Source organism: Enterococcus alcedinis, from assembly GCF_014635985.1.
In the GTDB taxonomy this organism is placed as follows: Bacteria; Bacillota; Bacilli; order Lactobacillales; family Enterococcaceae; genus Enterococcus_I; species Enterococcus_I alcedinis.
On the sequence record NZ_BMDT01000010.1, the window covers coordinates 96331 to 109906 of the forward strand.

Annotated in this window: 16 protein-coding genes and 1 other RNA gene; 13 read left to right on the forward strand and 4 right to left on the reverse strand. The window is 37.3% G+C overall.

The window, feature by feature from the left end; translation table 11 throughout:
• Positions 1 to 2: 2 nt before the first annotated feature.
• Complete coding sequence (dapA, locus tag IEV09_RS10265) at positions 3 to 884, reverse strand: 4-hydroxy-tetrahydrodipicolinate synthase (RefSeq protein ID WP_188368211.1); 882 nt, start codon at positions 882 to 884, stop codon at positions 3 to 5.
• Between the two features lie 262 nt (positions 885 to 1146).
• Here dapA and lysA point away from each other — a divergent pair, with 262 nt between their 5' ends.
• The 9 genes from lysA to IEV09_RS10310 all read left to right on the forward strand — a co-directional run bounded on the left by lysA (position 1147) and on the right by IEV09_RS10310 (position 8419).
• Entirely contained in the window at positions 1147 to 2445 is a 1299-nt protein-coding gene (gene lysA, locus IEV09_RS10270) for a diaminopimelate decarboxylase (protein ID WP_188368212.1), read from the forward strand.
• A gap of 375 nt (positions 2446 to 2820) precedes the next feature.
• Complete coding sequence (locus IEV09_RS10275) at positions 2821 to 3528, forward strand: zinc metallopeptidase (RefSeq protein ID WP_188368213.1); 708 nt, start codon at positions 2821 to 2823, stop codon at positions 3526 to 3528.
• A 116-nt stretch (positions 3529 to 3644) separates the two neighbouring features.
• Positions 3645 to 3980, forward strand: a complete 336-nt coding sequence (locus tag IEV09_RS10280; protein WP_188368214.1) for a hypothetical protein — start codon at positions 3645 to 3647, stop codon at positions 3978 to 3980.
• 215 nt (positions 3981 to 4195) lie between these two features.
• Entirely contained in the window at positions 4196 to 4720 is a 525-nt protein-coding gene (tadA, locus tag IEV09_RS10285; protein ID WP_188368215.1) for a tRNA adenosine(34) deaminase TadA, read from the forward strand.
• A 34-nt stretch (positions 4721 to 4754) separates the two neighbouring features.
• Positions 4755 to 4853, forward strand: an RNA gene (ffs, locus tag IEV09_RS10290) — signal recognition particle sRNA small type.
• A gap of 92 nt (positions 4854 to 4945) precedes the next feature.
• A complete protein-coding gene (locus IEV09_RS10295) occupies positions 4946 to 6322 on the forward strand; it encodes a bifunctional metallophosphatase/5'-nucleotidase (protein ID WP_188368216.1) in 1377 nt (458 codons plus the stop codon).
• Positions 6323 to 6388: 66 nt separating this feature from the next.
• Entirely contained in the window at positions 6389 to 7000 is a 612-nt protein-coding gene (locus IEV09_RS10300; protein WP_188368217.1) for a YutD family protein, read from the forward strand.
• Entirely contained in the window at positions 6997 to 7761 is a 765-nt protein-coding gene (locus tag IEV09_RS10305) for a TIGR01457 family HAD-type hydrolase (RefSeq protein WP_188368218.1), read from the forward strand. Before IEV09_RS10300 ends, IEV09_RS10305 begins: the two co-directional genes overlap by 4 nt.
• Before the next feature lie 7 nt (positions 7762 to 7768).
• The gene (locus tag IEV09_RS10310) at positions 7769 to 8419 is read left to right on the forward strand and encodes a TIGR01906 family membrane protein (protein ID WP_373281486.1); all 651 of its coding nucleotides are present in this window, start codon (positions 7769 to 7771) and stop codon (positions 8417 to 8419) included.
• Positions 8420 to 8438: 19 nt separating this feature from the next.
• On the opposite strand, the gene IEV09_RS10315 is transcribed toward IEV09_RS10310, so the two are convergent.
• Positions 8439 to 8945 carry a phosphatidylglycerophosphatase A family protein gene (locus IEV09_RS10315; protein ID WP_188368220.1) on the reverse strand — a complete coding sequence of 169 codons (507 nt, stop codon included), beginning with the start codon at positions 8943 to 8945 and terminating at the stop codon, positions 8439 to 8441.
• An 80-nt stretch (positions 8946 to 9025) separates the two neighbouring features.
• On the opposite strand from IEV09_RS10315, the gene IEV09_RS10320 reads away from it, so the two are divergent.
• Positions 9026 to 9274, forward strand: a complete 249-nt coding sequence (locus IEV09_RS10320; RefSeq protein ID WP_229731706.1) for a DUF1450 domain-containing protein — start codon at positions 9026 to 9028, stop codon at positions 9272 to 9274.
• Positions 9275 to 9319: 45 nt separating this feature from the next.
• On the opposite strand, the gene IEV09_RS10325 is transcribed toward IEV09_RS10320, so the two are convergent.
• Complete coding sequence (locus IEV09_RS10325; protein ID WP_188368221.1) at positions 9320 to 10303, reverse strand: NAD(P)/FAD-dependent oxidoreductase; 984 nt, start codon at positions 10301 to 10303, stop codon at positions 9320 to 9322.
• Between the two features lie 121 nt (positions 10304 to 10424).
• On the opposite strand from IEV09_RS10325, the gene IEV09_RS10330 reads away from it, so the two are divergent.
• Positions 10425 to 11015, forward strand: coding sequence for a peptidylprolyl isomerase (locus tag IEV09_RS10330; protein WP_188368222.1), 591 nt, complete (start codon positions 10425 to 10427; stop codon positions 11013 to 11015).
• A 60-nt stretch (positions 11016 to 11075) separates the two neighbouring features.
• Here IEV09_RS10330 and IEV09_RS10335 read toward each other — a convergent pair whose 3' ends face one another.
• Positions 11076 to 12242 carry a MalY/PatB family protein gene (locus IEV09_RS10335; RefSeq protein ID WP_188368223.1) on the reverse strand — a complete coding sequence of 389 codons (1167 nt, stop codon included), beginning with the start codon at positions 12240 to 12242 and terminating at the stop codon, positions 11076 to 11078.
• 97 nt (positions 12243 to 12339) lie between these two features.
• Between IEV09_RS10335 and IEV09_RS10340 the strand changes: the two genes are divergently transcribed.
• Both IEV09_RS10340 and IEV09_RS10345 read left to right on the forward strand, forming a co-directional pair.
• Positions 12340 to 12723, forward strand: a complete 384-nt coding sequence (locus IEV09_RS10340) for a CvfD/Ygs/GSP13 family RNA-binding post-transcriptional regulator (protein ID WP_188368224.1) — start codon at positions 12340 to 12342, stop codon at positions 12721 to 12723.
• Between the two features lie 55 nt (positions 12724 to 12778).
• Positions 12779 to 13144 carry a hypothetical protein gene (locus IEV09_RS10345; RefSeq protein WP_188368225.1) on the forward strand — a complete coding sequence of 122 codons (366 nt, stop codon included), beginning with the start codon at positions 12779 to 12781 and terminating at the stop codon, positions 13142 to 13144.
• The last annotated feature ends 432 nt before the right edge of the window (positions 13145 to 13576 follow it).

Below are 13576 nucleotides of genomic sequence, written 5' to 3' on the forward strand. Positions count from 1 at the left end.
TCCTAAAGTAAGCCGTAGTTTGTCATTTTTTCTTTTAAAAGCGCAATCGTTGCTTCTTCAGGATCGCCAAGTGGTAAGCGATAATGTGTTTCTATTCCTTTTAATAATCCAACTGCTTTTTTAACAGGGACAGGATTGACCTCTGAGAAAATCGCTTCAATTAGTGGGTATTGTGCTAATTGAATTTTCTTAGCGGCTTCAAATTCACCGTCTAGATAATGGTGGACCATTTTTGAAGTATCTTTTGGTGCGATGTTCCCAATAGTTGAAATGACACCACTGCCGCCGACAGAAAGAATCGGTAAGACTTGATCGTCGTTGCCAGAGTATAAAGCAAAGTCGTCATTGACTAAACAAGCAATAGCTACGATTTGTGAAATATCACCACTGGCTTCTTTGATGCCTTTAATATTTGGAATTTTAATTAATTCTTTGACTAAATCAGGTGTTAAGTTTAATCCAGTACGAGAGGCAACAGAGTATAAAATAACTGGAAGTTCCACTTGTGAACAAATGGCTTCATAATGTTTTACCAGACTCGTTTTTGTTGCTTTATTGTAGTAAGGTGTCACGATTAATAAGGCGTCAGCCCCGCGTTTTTCAGCTTCTACAGCTAAGTAGATTCCGTGTTTTGTATCATTGGAGCCTGTTCCAGCAATTACTGGAATTCGACCATCAACTTGCTTAACCACTGTTTCGATTACTTTTAGATGTTCTTCATCGACTAGAGTTGAAGTTTCACCGGTTGTTCCACAAGCGATAATCGCGTCTGTTCCCTCATCAATATGCCATTGTGTTAGTGCTTTTAATTCGTCGTAATTTACAGAGCCATCTGCATTCATTGGTGTAATTAGCGCGACTCCGGATCCTTTAAAAATTGTCAAAGCGTGCACGTCCTTCCAAATATCAATCCATTTTTATTTTTTCTATTCGTTTGTTTTTCATTAACGATTAAGATAATGCGAGTATGATTAAAATCATAACGATAATATGAGAAAAATTCAAGATAATTCTAACAATTTGATGGGAAAAAGTTTAAAATGTGGTAAAATAACTAAGATTTAGTAAATAACAAAAAAAGCTTAGGTGTTATCGCTAAAATGAAATAGGCGATCGAAACAAAGTTTTGTCAAAAGGAGCAAGCAAATGGTCAAAAAAATTAAAAACAACCATTTATTTTGGGATGGTTGCGATACGGTTGAACTAGCTGAAAAATATGGAACACCTTTATATGTGATGTCAAAAAATACAATTGTTGAAGAGTGTCGTCAATTACAAGCGACGTTTATTCAGAAATATGACAACGTACGTGTGGCTTATGCCTCAAAGGCTTTCAATACGATGGCAATGATTAAATTAATTGAAAATGAAGGTTTATGTCTGGATGTTGTGAGTGGTGGCGAACTTTATACAGCAATCATGGCTAATTATCCAGCGGAAAAAATTGAATTTAATGGAAATAACAAGTCGATCGAGGAGTTAGTCATGGCAATTGAATATGGCGTGGGTCGAATTATTGTTGATAGTGTTCAGGAGTTGCAGTGGATTATTGAGATTTGTCGTGAAAGAAAAACGACAGCCAATATTTTATTTCGGATTACACCTGAAGTTGAAGTTGCGACGCATGATTTTATTTCAACTGGGCAAAAGGATTCGAAATTTGGAATTCCATTGGAAGAAAGTATTTTATTTGCGTTAATTGAACAGGCAATTGCAACACCTGAAATTAATTTTTATGGCTTGCATTTCCATATTGGTAGTCAATTATTTACGAATGAAACCCATTTATTAGCTGCGCAAGTCGCACTTGATTTAGTTAAAAAAATTCATGAGCGTTTCGATTATACAATTCGTGAATTGAATTACGGTGGTGGATTCGGTGCACGATATAAAGAAGGCGATGAGCGAAAATCTTATGCTTATTTCTTAGAGCCGTTAATGGCATTAACGGAACAATTTTGCTCGGACAATGATCTCGTTCGTCCGGCGATTGTGATTGAGCCTGGTCGTAGTATTGTGGCTGAGGCAGGAATTACTTTACATCGGATTGGTAGTATTAAAGAAGTTCCAGGCGTGCGTAAATACGTAGCGATTGATGGTGGGATGACAGATAATATTCGTCCCGGTTTATACGAAGCAGAGTATGACGGAATCGTGGCGAACAAAGCAGAAGAAGAGGCAGTAGAAATTGTCACTATTGCTGGAAAAGCATGTGAGAGTACCGATATTTTAGTCAAAGATATTGCTTTACCAGCTGTTGAGACCGGGGATTTATTTGCGACTTTTTCAACTGGAGCTTACGGTTACTCCATGGCGAGTAATTATAATAAATTATTAATTCCAGCCGTTGTTCTTGTGAGTGCTGGGGAAGCTGAAGTCATCGTTAAACGTCAAACGTACGAACAGTTGTTACAAAATGAACAGATACCAGAAAGCTTAAGATAAGAAAAAAGGCTGTGATGAGAAATCATAGCCTTTTTTCCAGTGGCTCAGAGAAGTCACACCTTTTTTACGGGTTCAAAAGTCTGCTCTTTCGGCAACTTCTCAAAATCCATCCAATCGAAGCCCGCGATTTCCTGGCTTTCGTTTCAGTTGCTTAGAGCACCCCGACTTTTATCACACCTTTTTTACGGGTTCAAAAGTCTGCTCTTTCGTTAACTTCTCAAAATCCATCCAATCGAAGCCCGCGATTTCCTGGCTTTTGTTTCAGTTGCTCAGAGCACCCCCGACTTTTGTCACACCTTTTTTTAAATAAAAATCATTTATTTTTCACAAATCAGCGTTATAATAAAGAAAAAGTATTTAAGGAGGAAAAATTAGATGTTTTATGGAATGTTTTTCGATTCAACTTATATCTTAGTCATTATTGGATTAATGATTTCAATGGCTGCATCGGCTTATGTAAAAAGTACTTTCCGTAAGTATGACCAAGTTCGCAGTAAAAATAATGTGACAGGTACGGAAGCGGCAAATTATATTTTAAGAAACCAAAATATTAATGATGTTGGTGTTGTCGGTATTTCGGGTGATTTAACGGATAACTATAATCCTGGTCGTAAAATTTTGAGTTTATCACAATCAACGGCACAATCGATGTCAGTGGCTGCGATTAGTGTTGCTGCACATGAATGCGGGCATGCAGTCCAAGATGCAGTCGGTTATGCACCACTTAAGATTCGAGCAGCAATTGTTCCTGTTGCGAATATTGGATCAACTTTATCGATTCCCTTAATATTAGTGGGGGCATTGATTAGTGGTCAAAGTGGAAGTATGTTAATTAACATTGGTTTACTGGCTTTTTCCATGGCGTTATTGTTTCAATTAGTGACATTACCAGTTGAGTTTGATGCTTCAAGACGGGCATTGAAGATTTTAAGCCAAGGCGGATTGTTGACAAAAGAAGAGTTACCAATGGCCAAAAAAGTTTTATTTGCCGCAGCTTTAACCTATGTGGCAGCAGCATTAGCAACTTTCTTACAATTGTTAAGACTCGTGTTACTCTTTAGTAACCGGAATGACCGTCGATAAGCGGTTTGATAAATAGCTTTTGTTTTCGTAATCGAGTTAATCGTGTTATGATTAACTTGTCAAAGGTGATGTGGCGTGAGCCATCCCTTTAAAACGAAAGAGGAGCTGATGTAAAAATGAAATCATCAACAAAAATTACTGTCGGTCTAAGTATTGCTGCAGTTGCAGGAATTGCTACGACTGTGCTTGTTTCAGAGAAAGTCATTCGCAAAGCCCTTGAAATATCGAATCGTCGCAAGGTTAAAAACTTTATTAAAGTGAAGTTAAAAGGCAACGATAAACTGCTTGATATTGTAGATAACTTAGATGATAAAGACATCGCAACACTTGTCAATGCGGGTAAAAAAATGAGTCAAGGATTTGAACGAGTAAGTTCTTACGGAGAAAATGTTGCGGATGCGACACATGAAACGAAAGAAAAAGTGACCAATTTCGTTGAATCACTCTTCTAATCAATATTATTAAAATTACGAGAAAGGGGCTGTGACAAAAGTTACGGCCTCTTTTAATTACGCGAACATTTGAGTGGTACAAGTCTGTTCTTTCGAAAAACGTCACTAAATTCGAGTAATTGGTTCTTTCGATTACTTGAATTTATCACCAGTTTTTCAGAGTCAATCGACTTTTTTCGCACTACCCTTTTTGTTCGTCAGGTGTGAGGTGCCTCTTGGAAAAAATCAGTACATTAACAATTGAAGAAAAAGAATATTTTATGAAAGAAGCGATTAAAGAAGCAAAAAAAGCGGAATTAATTGCAGAAGTACCAATCGGAGCTGTTGTGGTTTTAAATGGTGAGATTATTGGACGCGGCCACAATTTACGCGAAACGAGTCAAAATGCAACTGCACATGCGGAAATGATGGCGATTCAGCAGGCTTGTGCAAGGTTAGATAACTTTCGTCTAGAAGATACGCAACTCTTTGTCACGTTAGAACCGTGTCCAATGTGTAGCGGGGCGATTTTGTTGTCGCGGATTGATGAAGTTTACTTTGGTGCTTACGATCCTAAAGGTGGGACAGCGGGGAGTCTTTTAAATTTATTAGAAGATCAACGATTCAATCATTGGTGTTATCTCGAATCACGTGTTTTAGAAGAAGAATGTAGTCAGCTTCTAAAGACCTTTTTCAAAGCATTACGCCAGCGGAAAAAAGCTGATAAACAAAAAGAAAAAGAAAATAGCGAAAAAGACTAGCGTACAACTTCAAAATAGGTTATACTATGTTTTGCCGCAAGGCTAGGACAATGAGGGTATTGTGAAGTGGGTCAGGTCTGGAAGGAAGCAGCCCTAAGCGATGGCCCTCATGTGTTCGATTATATTAATAGCTAATTTCAACCTAAGATGAAAATTCTTAGGTTTTTTTATTTCATCGGACAATCATTATCGGTATAATAGAAATCAGAAAGGTCCGGTGGTGTTATGGAACAAATTCGAATTATCCATACGAATGATTTGCATTCGCATTTAGAAAACTGGCCTAAAATGCGTCGTTTCATTCAAGAAAGACAACAAGCACAAGCAAATGAAGCCGTGCTGACTGTGGATCTAGGTGATTTTTCTGATCGTTGGCATCCGTTAACCGAAAGCACGAATGGGCAAGCCAACGTTAAATTAATGAATCAAGTTCATTATGATTATGCTACCATTGGAAATAACGAGGGAACGGGCAATAGTAAAGAAGCACTTGATCATTTATATGATGAGGCGAATTTTAACGTCTTGCTAGCAAATTTATTTGACGCGACGACACTACAGTATCCTAAATGGGCGCAACCGTATCATATTCATGTAACCGAGCGAGGAACCAAAATTGGTTTAATCGCATTGACGGCTTATTTTCCATTAACTTATCAACCGAATGGTTGGGATATTCGGGCGTGGCAAGAAATTTTACCTCAACTGGCAACCGAATTAAAAAAAGAAGTCGATGTGCTTGTTTTGTTAAGCCATCTTGGTGTGGAGGATGATCAGCTAATTGCGACTGAGATTCCAGTGCTCGATGTGATTATTGGTTCACATACCCATCACTTGTTTGCTCAGGGGAAAAAGGTCAATCAAGTGTTGTTAGCAGCTGCTGGAAAGTTTGGTCAGCACGTCGGTGAGGTCGTTATCACTATAGATGAACAGCGAAAAATCATTCAAAAAAAGGCTTATACATTTGCGACAGAAGAGATGTTGGCATATCCAGAAGATCAAGCTGAAACAACCAATTATGAACTTGTAGGAAAAGAACAGTTAGAGCAACTCGAAGTAACAAATCTTTCTGAAGCATTACCAATTTACTTACCAAATGAGCCTTCACTAGCAAGTGAAACGTTGGAAGCTTTAAAGCAACGAGGAGAGACAGATGTTGCGATTTTAAATACGGGTTTATTTCTAAAACCATTAAAAAAAGGCCGAGTGAATCAAAATGATTTACATCAGATTTTGCCACATCCAATGCATTTGATTCGAGTAACGTTAAAAGGTGTTGATTTTATACGCTTTGTTTTAGAAGTTGAGAAGAATCGAGCCTTTTTACGTCGTTTTCCAATTGTTGGTATGGGGTTTCGCGGAAAAATTTTTGGTGATATTGTTTATTCTGGTTTTTCGTATGATCGAATGAATCAGCAGGTCTACTGGTTAGGAGAGGTAGTTGAACTAGAAAAAGACTACACATTTACAACCGTTGATCACTGGATGTTTGTTCCTTTTTTCCCAACGATTGAAATTGCCGGAAATGTTGAGTTTTTATTTCCAGAATTCATTCGAACGGTTTTAGGTAACTACTTAACCAATAACGATCCGCGAAAGTAAATACCTAAGATGTGAACTACCAAAGCAGAATGAAACAAGGTATAATAAATGATAGGCGGTGGAAAAATGAGCGATAAAAATATAGATTTAACAGATGAGCTAACAAGCGTCTTAGAAGAAATTATTGAAACACCTGTTGACAAAGCATCCGCGAAAGGTGAAATCGCGGTGATGCTAAATGAAACAGAATTAATGATTGGTAATCGTCAATACAAAGTCGTTGTTGATTATCGAGAAGCTTTTCAAATCGAAAAAATTGGCGAACGCTACAGTGACGTCCTTGCACGCTATGATTATATTGTTGGTGACTGGGGTTACGAACAGCTACGTCTACGTGGTTTCTTTGAGAGTGATAACAAAAAAGCAGCCCCCGAGCAACGCATCGAGACATTAGAAGATTATTTATATGAATATTGTAATTTTGGCTGTGCTTATTTTGTGATTCAACGAATTGGTGGTAAGCGAGAAAAAACAAACCAACGTCGGAGAAAAACAAAACCAACGACTAGACAAGCACACGTTGAAGAAAAGAAAGAGCCGGTCCAAAAATCACGACCAAAACCAAAGATGAAACCAAAACCACAACAATCACAACAACCAAAAGCAAAACCGGCAGCAACTGGTAATAAAAAGGAATCGACTAAAGGTTTTACGATTCGGAAAAGAGAAGATGCATGAGATACAATGGCTATTTAGTTGATTTAGATGGTACTATCTATCGCGGTAAAGAAATTATTCCGGCGGGGAAACGTTTTGTCGAAACATTGCAAAAAAAAGATATTCCTTTTCTATTTGTCACGAACAATACGACAAAAACGCCTGAGGATGTTGTCCAACGCTTAAAAAACGAATTTGAGATTCGGGTGGAGCCAGAAGAAGTTTATACTGCGACACTTGCGACGATTGATTACATGCGCGATGCAAAGCGCGGGTCGAGTTTTTATGCGATTGGTGAATCAGGCTTGATTCAATTAATTTTACAAGCAGGTTTTACCTGGAATGAAAAAGATCCAGATTATGTTGTTGTTGGACTTGATTCAGAGGTGACGTATGATAAGTTGACGACGGCAACACTAGCGATTCAACAAGGAGCCTTATTTATTGGTACAAACCCAGATAAAAATATTCCAACTGAACGTGGACTTGTACCAGGCGCAGGTTCGTTAATTGCTTTACTAGAGACCTCAACGCAACAAAGAGCGGTGTATATTGGTAAACCTGAAGCAATTATTATGGAAAAAGCTTTAGAGCAAATTGAATTGACTAAGCAAGAAGTGTTGATGGTTGGTGACAACTACGAAACTGATATCCAATCGGGGATCCGCAACGGCTTGGATTCATTGCTCGTCCTATCAGGTTTTACAACGAAAGAAGTTGTCCCTCACTTACCGATCAAACCGACGTATATTGTTGATAGTCTTGATGAATGGACGTTTTAATATGGGAATAAAAAAAACAAAGCATTTTGAATTTTTAGGTTTTATTAGTTTGTTTTTAACATTAATCAGTTTAGCGATTACGTTAACGATTAATTTTATCCCGCTATTTCGTTGGAGTATTACGCGTTTTGATCTAGAAGGCATCTCTGGTCTTTCGAAAGATGTTCTATTAGAAAATTATCGCTTGCTACTCAACTTTTTAAATCGTCCTTGGGTTTCAGAATTGAACTTGCCAAACTTTCCAATGTCTGAAGCTGGGTTGGGGCATTTCTATGATGTTAAAAATTTGTTTATTTTAAATTACGGCATCTTATTAGTGACGCTGATACCAAGTGTTTATTTTGTTTACTACTTATGGAATCGCCGGAAAATGTGGCGACTAGTCCGACCTTTTCAGTGGGGAATGCTGATACCAGTCGGTTTTGGATTTGTTATGGCGATTGGTTTTAATACTTTTTTTGTATTATTTCATGAATTGTTCTTTAGCAATGATGATTGGATTTTTAATCCTGTAACGGACCCAATTATTAATGTGCTTCCTGAGCAGTTTTTCATGTATTGTTTTATTCTATTCTTTATTTTAATTGAATTGTTGTTCTTTAGTTTCGTAGTAATCGGACGAAACTCTATAAAGAAAGAAAAACGAGCCTCCGAATAGCGAACTCGTTTTTTTTTGTTTAATTTTTGGATTCGATGGCACTTTGATGACTATGAGCTAGGCGACTAGCCGCTGCAGCAGCAATTGCACCGACGATATCATCAAGGAAGGTATGCACTCGTCCACCACTTTTATCATTCAATTTAGCTAAAATACCAGGTTTTACTTTATCGATATAACCATAATTGGTGAATCCGATGGAACCGTAGACGTTGACGATGGATAGCGCTAGAATTTCATCGATCCCATAGAGGCCTTCATCTTTGGCTACGATACTTTGAAGCGGTTGAAGTAAGACATCTTCTTCGGCCAAAATATCTAATTGAATTCCGGTCAAGATGGTATTATGCACTTCACGCTTTGTTAAAACCGCGTTGACGCTTTCAATACAAGTGTTCAAACTAAGGTCTGGAATATATTCCACTTGTAAGAACATGACGAGTTCTGCAATATCAACAATCGAGACGCCTCGGTCACCTAAGAGTTGACGTGCTTTTTCTTCTAACGTTTTTGTTTCAAGAACCATAAAAAAACCTCCAATCAAATTCTTTTTTTCGTTGTTAAATTCATGTTATACTATTTTTATGATTGAAGCAAAGGAAAGTGATGGAGATGTTTCCGCTTATCGAGTTTTGTCAGTCAAACTTGTCTTCAGGGACAGAAACAATCATGGAACGCATTGAGCAAATGGATGAAGTAGATGTGATGGTTTCAAGTTGTTTAAGTGAGTGTACGTTGTGTAAGCAACGTCCGTTTTGTTTATTTGAAGGTGAGCGCTTGTCAGCTAATACACCAGAAGAATTATACGTCTTAATCGAAGCGAGTTTAGCGACTTGGCGTGAAGAATATATGTAAATAGCCAAAAAGGCTTTTCGACTGTTTGATCGAAAAGCCTTTTTACTATTTATCTTGGAAGACACTCGTACTGTGGGCTGGTTGTGTCCGGTTTTTAGGATTAATGTAATGCAAGGCATTGTTGATAGCTGTTGGCGCTTCACCAAACCCGGTTGCGATCAGTTTTACTTTACCATCGTATTGCACGATGTCACCACAAGCGTAAACACCTTCCATTGACGTACGCATATCCGTTTGCACAAAAATCCCTTGGCGTGTACTTTGAAGTCCCCATTCTTTCAAGTTTAAGCTCGAAGAAAATCCATAGTTTACAATCAAATAATCGACGTCAAGATCGATGGAGTCATCGCCTTTAACTTGTTCTAAGTGAACGGTATCGAGTTTTGTCTCACCCGAAATCTCAGTCAATAAGTAGGGCGTGAGTAGATTAACCGATGATTTTTTTAGTAATTCTACACTGTGCTCGTGTGCACGAAATTCAGGTCGACGATGAATAAGCGAAACTTCTTTTGCAATCGGCTCAAGCATTAAGGCCCAGTCAATCGCCGAATCGCCACCACCAGCAATCGCTACTTTTTTACCCGCATATTTCATTAAATCGGTGACATAATAATCGATGCCAAGTCCTTCATAGCGTTCGGCATTGTCTAATGCCAATTTACGAGGTTGGAAAGAACCATTTCCTAGAGCTAAAACAACGGCTCTGGAGTAGTGCGTGCGTTTGTTGGTTGTAATTTCAAGCACACCATCTTCCAATCGTTCAATTTTGAGTACTTCTTCTTCCAAACAATAGCGTTGATTAAAAGTTGTAATTTGTTTTTCAAGATTTTGAACGAGTTCCCCAGCTTTAATTTTAGGATAGCCTGGGATATCATAAATATATTTTTCAGGATATAAAGTCGCTAGTTGTCCACCTAATTGTGGCAACGTGTCGATAATCTTTGTTTTAGCCTGGCGCATTCCCGCGTAAAAGGCTGCAAACATCCCTGCTGGACCAGCCCCAATAATCGTAATATCATAAATGTCCATTGTATTCCTCCTATTTAAAATGAAATCTTTACTCAAGATAGTATAACAAAGAAATTAAAGTGTAGCATTTTTATTGATTTTTCGCTATGATATATTTACAAATACGAAGGAGGAGATTTTCTTGTCTCAATTTCCACAATTAGATTTAGCAAACGAAAAAGGTCCAAAAGCGATCGTTAAAACCAATCGCGGGGACGTTACGATCCAATTATTCCCAGAACACGCACCAAAAACAGTTGAAAACTTTATTGGCTTAGCCAAAAAAGGTTATTATGAAGGTGTAATTTTCCACCGTGTAATTCCAGATTTCATGATTCAAGGTGGCGACCCAACTGGTACTGGTATGGGGGGCGAAAGTTTCTTTGGCGGTCAATTTGAAGATGAGTTTTCAAAAGAGCTATTTAACTTCCGTGGTGCTTTATCAATGGCAAACGCTGGTCCAAATACAAATGGCAGCCAATTCTTTATCGTAACGAACGAAAACGTTCAAGCGAATATGATTAACCAAATGACTGGTGCAGGTTATCCTGAAGAAGTTGTTGAACTTTATAAAAAAGGTGGAACACCTTGGTTAGATTTCCGTCACAGTGTCTTTGGGCATGTAGTTGAAGGCATGGATGTTGTAGATGAGATTGGTAATGTCCAACGTGGACCACAAGATCGTCCAGTACATGATGTTGTCATCGAATCTGTAGAAATCATCGAAGCATAATCCTTTCGAAAATAAAAAATCTCAACGAGTCTAATAAGACAAGTTGAGATTTTTTGCTGTTTAGCGGAATGTTAGAGCCATTTTTTCAAGTCCTTCGACTAAAAGAGCTCTTGGACAAGCCGTGTTGAAACGGATATGTTGTGTCCCTTTTGAACCAAAGGAAATCCCAGGGTTGACAACGACTCCAGCATCATCGACCAGTTTGGCCATTAATGCCTCATCTGGTAGGTTATAGTCTGAAAAGTCGAGCCAAATTAAATACGTACCTTGTGGTTTCATGATTTTTATTTGTGGCAATTGTGCTTTTAAGAAATCACATGCGAAATCAATGTTGTTTTTTAAATAGACTAAAAGCTCATCTAACCACTCTTTTCCCTCATTATATGCTGCTTCTGTCGCAATTAAGCCAAAGGTGTTAATCTCCGCTTGATAATTGATTGCTTGGATCGCTTGTAATTTATCTCTTAATAAAGGGTTCTTAACGAAAATCATCGAATTTTTAATGCCAGCTAAATTAAATGTTTTTGTAGCAGAAGTTACGACAATCGAAAAATCTTTGAAATTTGGTGCAATTGTTTGGAAAGAGGAGAAGGTATTTGGTTCGAAAACTAAGTCTTGATGGATTTCGTCACTAATGACAAGAACTTGGTGCTTCTGACACAGTTCACCTAAACGTTGCAATTCTTCACGGGTCCAAACACGTCCGCCTGGGTTATGAGGATTACATAAAATAAATAATTTTACCTGATGTTTGATTATCTTTTCTTCCATGTCATCAAAATCCATTTTAAATAAGGATTCTTCTTCAATTAAATTTGAAAGAATTAATTGACGCTCAGTATTTTGAATAACATCTGTAAAAGGATGGTAAACGGGATCGTGAATTAATAAAGCATCACCTGGATTCGTTAACGCTTGGATAATCGTCACTAAACTAGGGACGACACCCGGACTAAATAAAATATCTTCTTTAGTGAGCTCGTAATGATGTTGTTTCTTTTGCCAGGTAATAATAGCATCATAGAGTGAGTCTGGAATAAGTGTATACCCATAAATTCCTTGCTTGATATAATCATTTAATGCCTTTGAAATCGCGGGTGAAGCTTGGAAATCCATATCAGCTACCCAAAAAGGAAGTAAATCCTCTTTTCCGTAAGTTGATACAAGAGAATCCCATTTTACACTGTTCGTATTTAATCGATTATGAATCACATCAAATTGTGACATCTTTTTCCTCCTTTAAAAAAATATACCCTTCATTTTCACTTCACTTACTAGTATAATCGAAAATGAGAATAAAGGAATACAAAAAGGAGGCGAGAAGATGGATTGCAAAATTGGCGATACCTTAAATGGTTCCGTTACAGGAATTCAACCATATGGCGCGTTTGTTTCGTTAGATGATGCTACTCAAGGCTTAATCCACGTTTCAGAAGTGCAATCCGGTTATACTAAAAATATCCAAGATGTTTTAACTGTTGGTGAAAAGGTTCGTGTCCAAGTGATTGATATTGATGAATATAGCCAAAAGGTTAGCCTTTCACGTCGAACATTAGAAGAGCAGTTTCCTCATCCTGGTGTGCGGAAAAAAAGATATTTTACAAATAAACATAAAAAGATTGGTTTTTCAACGATTCGAGAAGCCTTACCTCATTGGACGAATGAGGCACTATCACTGTTAATAGATGAAAAGCGTAAAATTCAGTAGCCAGATTTTTAAATTATGATATGATTAATGAGTTAGATTAAACTACGAGGTGATAATGTTGAATAAGAAGAGAGTTGCAGGTACCGTCATTTTAACTTTACATGATGGAACGAAAAAGTTTTTGCTTCATAAGGAAGGCGATAACGTCAAGCTTCTAACCGTAGAATTATCAGAGGAACAAACAGGTTTAGCATCTGCCCTGCAGTTACTAAAGGAACGAGTTCACCTTGATGTCACAACCATTGAGCTTGTTGAATTAACGAGCGGTTACGAAAATAACCAAAAAGTTCCATTATTTGTTTTCGAAATGGTTGAAGATGAATGGTCTAATCAATTACCAAGTGAATTTCATTGGGGGAATACATCTAGTTTTCAGCACACGATCCAACAATTTAAGATAGAGGGATTACCATATTTCTAAAGAGATTATCTATCTTCCTTCTATATAGTAGAAAATGTAAAGTGAAAAACTTTTTACTGGCAGATTATCACAAGTAAAAAGTTTTTTATATTTTCTTGAAATATGTTTGAATTTATAAAAAAGATATGCTATGATAGCCAAAGCACTAAAAAAGCAAGTCATAATAACAAGCAGTTTTTTTGATAGAAATTTTGTTATTTTAAAAATAAAATTAATTCAAAAAAAGTGTTGACAATAATTACAAATGTCTGTTATGATATGCAAGTTGCTGTTGGTAGATAAGTGTTTTCGAAAGAAAAACAAAATAAAAAAACTTTTAAACAAGGTGTTGACAAAACGAATACAACTTGTTATGATATAAAAGTTGCTAACGACGCAACAACGTAGACCTTTGAAAACTGAACAAAGCAAGCAAAACAAACAACAAACGTG

Bases quoted from the DNA above. Each gene is read 5' to 3' on its own strand.
- IEV09_RS10275 (WP_188368213.1), top strand. From the start codon at position 2,821: ATGTTTTATGGAATGTTTTTCGATTCAACTTATATCTTAGTCATTATT.
- IEV09_RS10345 (WP_188368225.1), top strand. From the start codon at position 12,779: ATGTTGAATAAGAAGAGAGTTGCAGGTACCGTCATTTTAACTTTACAT.
- IEV09_RS10305 (WP_188368218.1), top strand. From the start codon at position 6,997: ATGAGATACAATGGCTATTTAGTTGATTTAGATGGTACTATCTATCGC.
- IEV09_RS10295 (WP_188368216.1), top strand. From the start codon at position 4,946: ATGGAACAAATTCGAATTATCCATACGAATGATTTGCATTCGCATTTA.
- IEV09_RS10300 (WP_188368217.1), top strand. From the start codon at position 6,389: ATGAGCGATAAAAATATAGATTTAACAGATGAGCTAACAAGCGTCTTA.
- IEV09_RS10320 (WP_229731706.1), top strand. From the start codon at position 9,026: ATGGAGATGTTTCCGCTTATCGAGTTTTGTCAGTCAAACTTGTCTTCA.
- IEV09_RS10340 (WP_188368224.1), top strand. From the start codon at position 12,340: ATGGATTGCAAAATTGGCGATACCTTAAATGGTTCCGTTACAGGAATT.
- IEV09_RS10315 (WP_188368220.1), bottom strand. From the start codon at position 8,945: ATGGTTCTTGAAACAAAAACGTTAGAAGAAAAAGCACGTCAACTCTTA.
- IEV09_RS10335 (WP_188368223.1), bottom strand. From the start codon at position 12,242: ATGTCACAATTTGATGTGATTCATAATCGATTAAATACGAACAGTGTA.
- IEV09_RS10280 (WP_188368214.1), top strand. From the start codon at position 3,645: ATGAAATCATCAACAAAAATTACTGTCGGTCTAAGTATTGCTGCAGTT.
- IEV09_RS10325 (WP_188368221.1), bottom strand. From the start codon at position 10,303: ATGGACATTTATGATATTACGATTATTGGGGCTGGTCCAGCAGGGATG.
- lysA (WP_188368212.1), top strand. From the start codon at position 1,147: ATGGTCAAAAAAATTAAAAACAACCATTTATTTTGGGATGGTTGCGAT.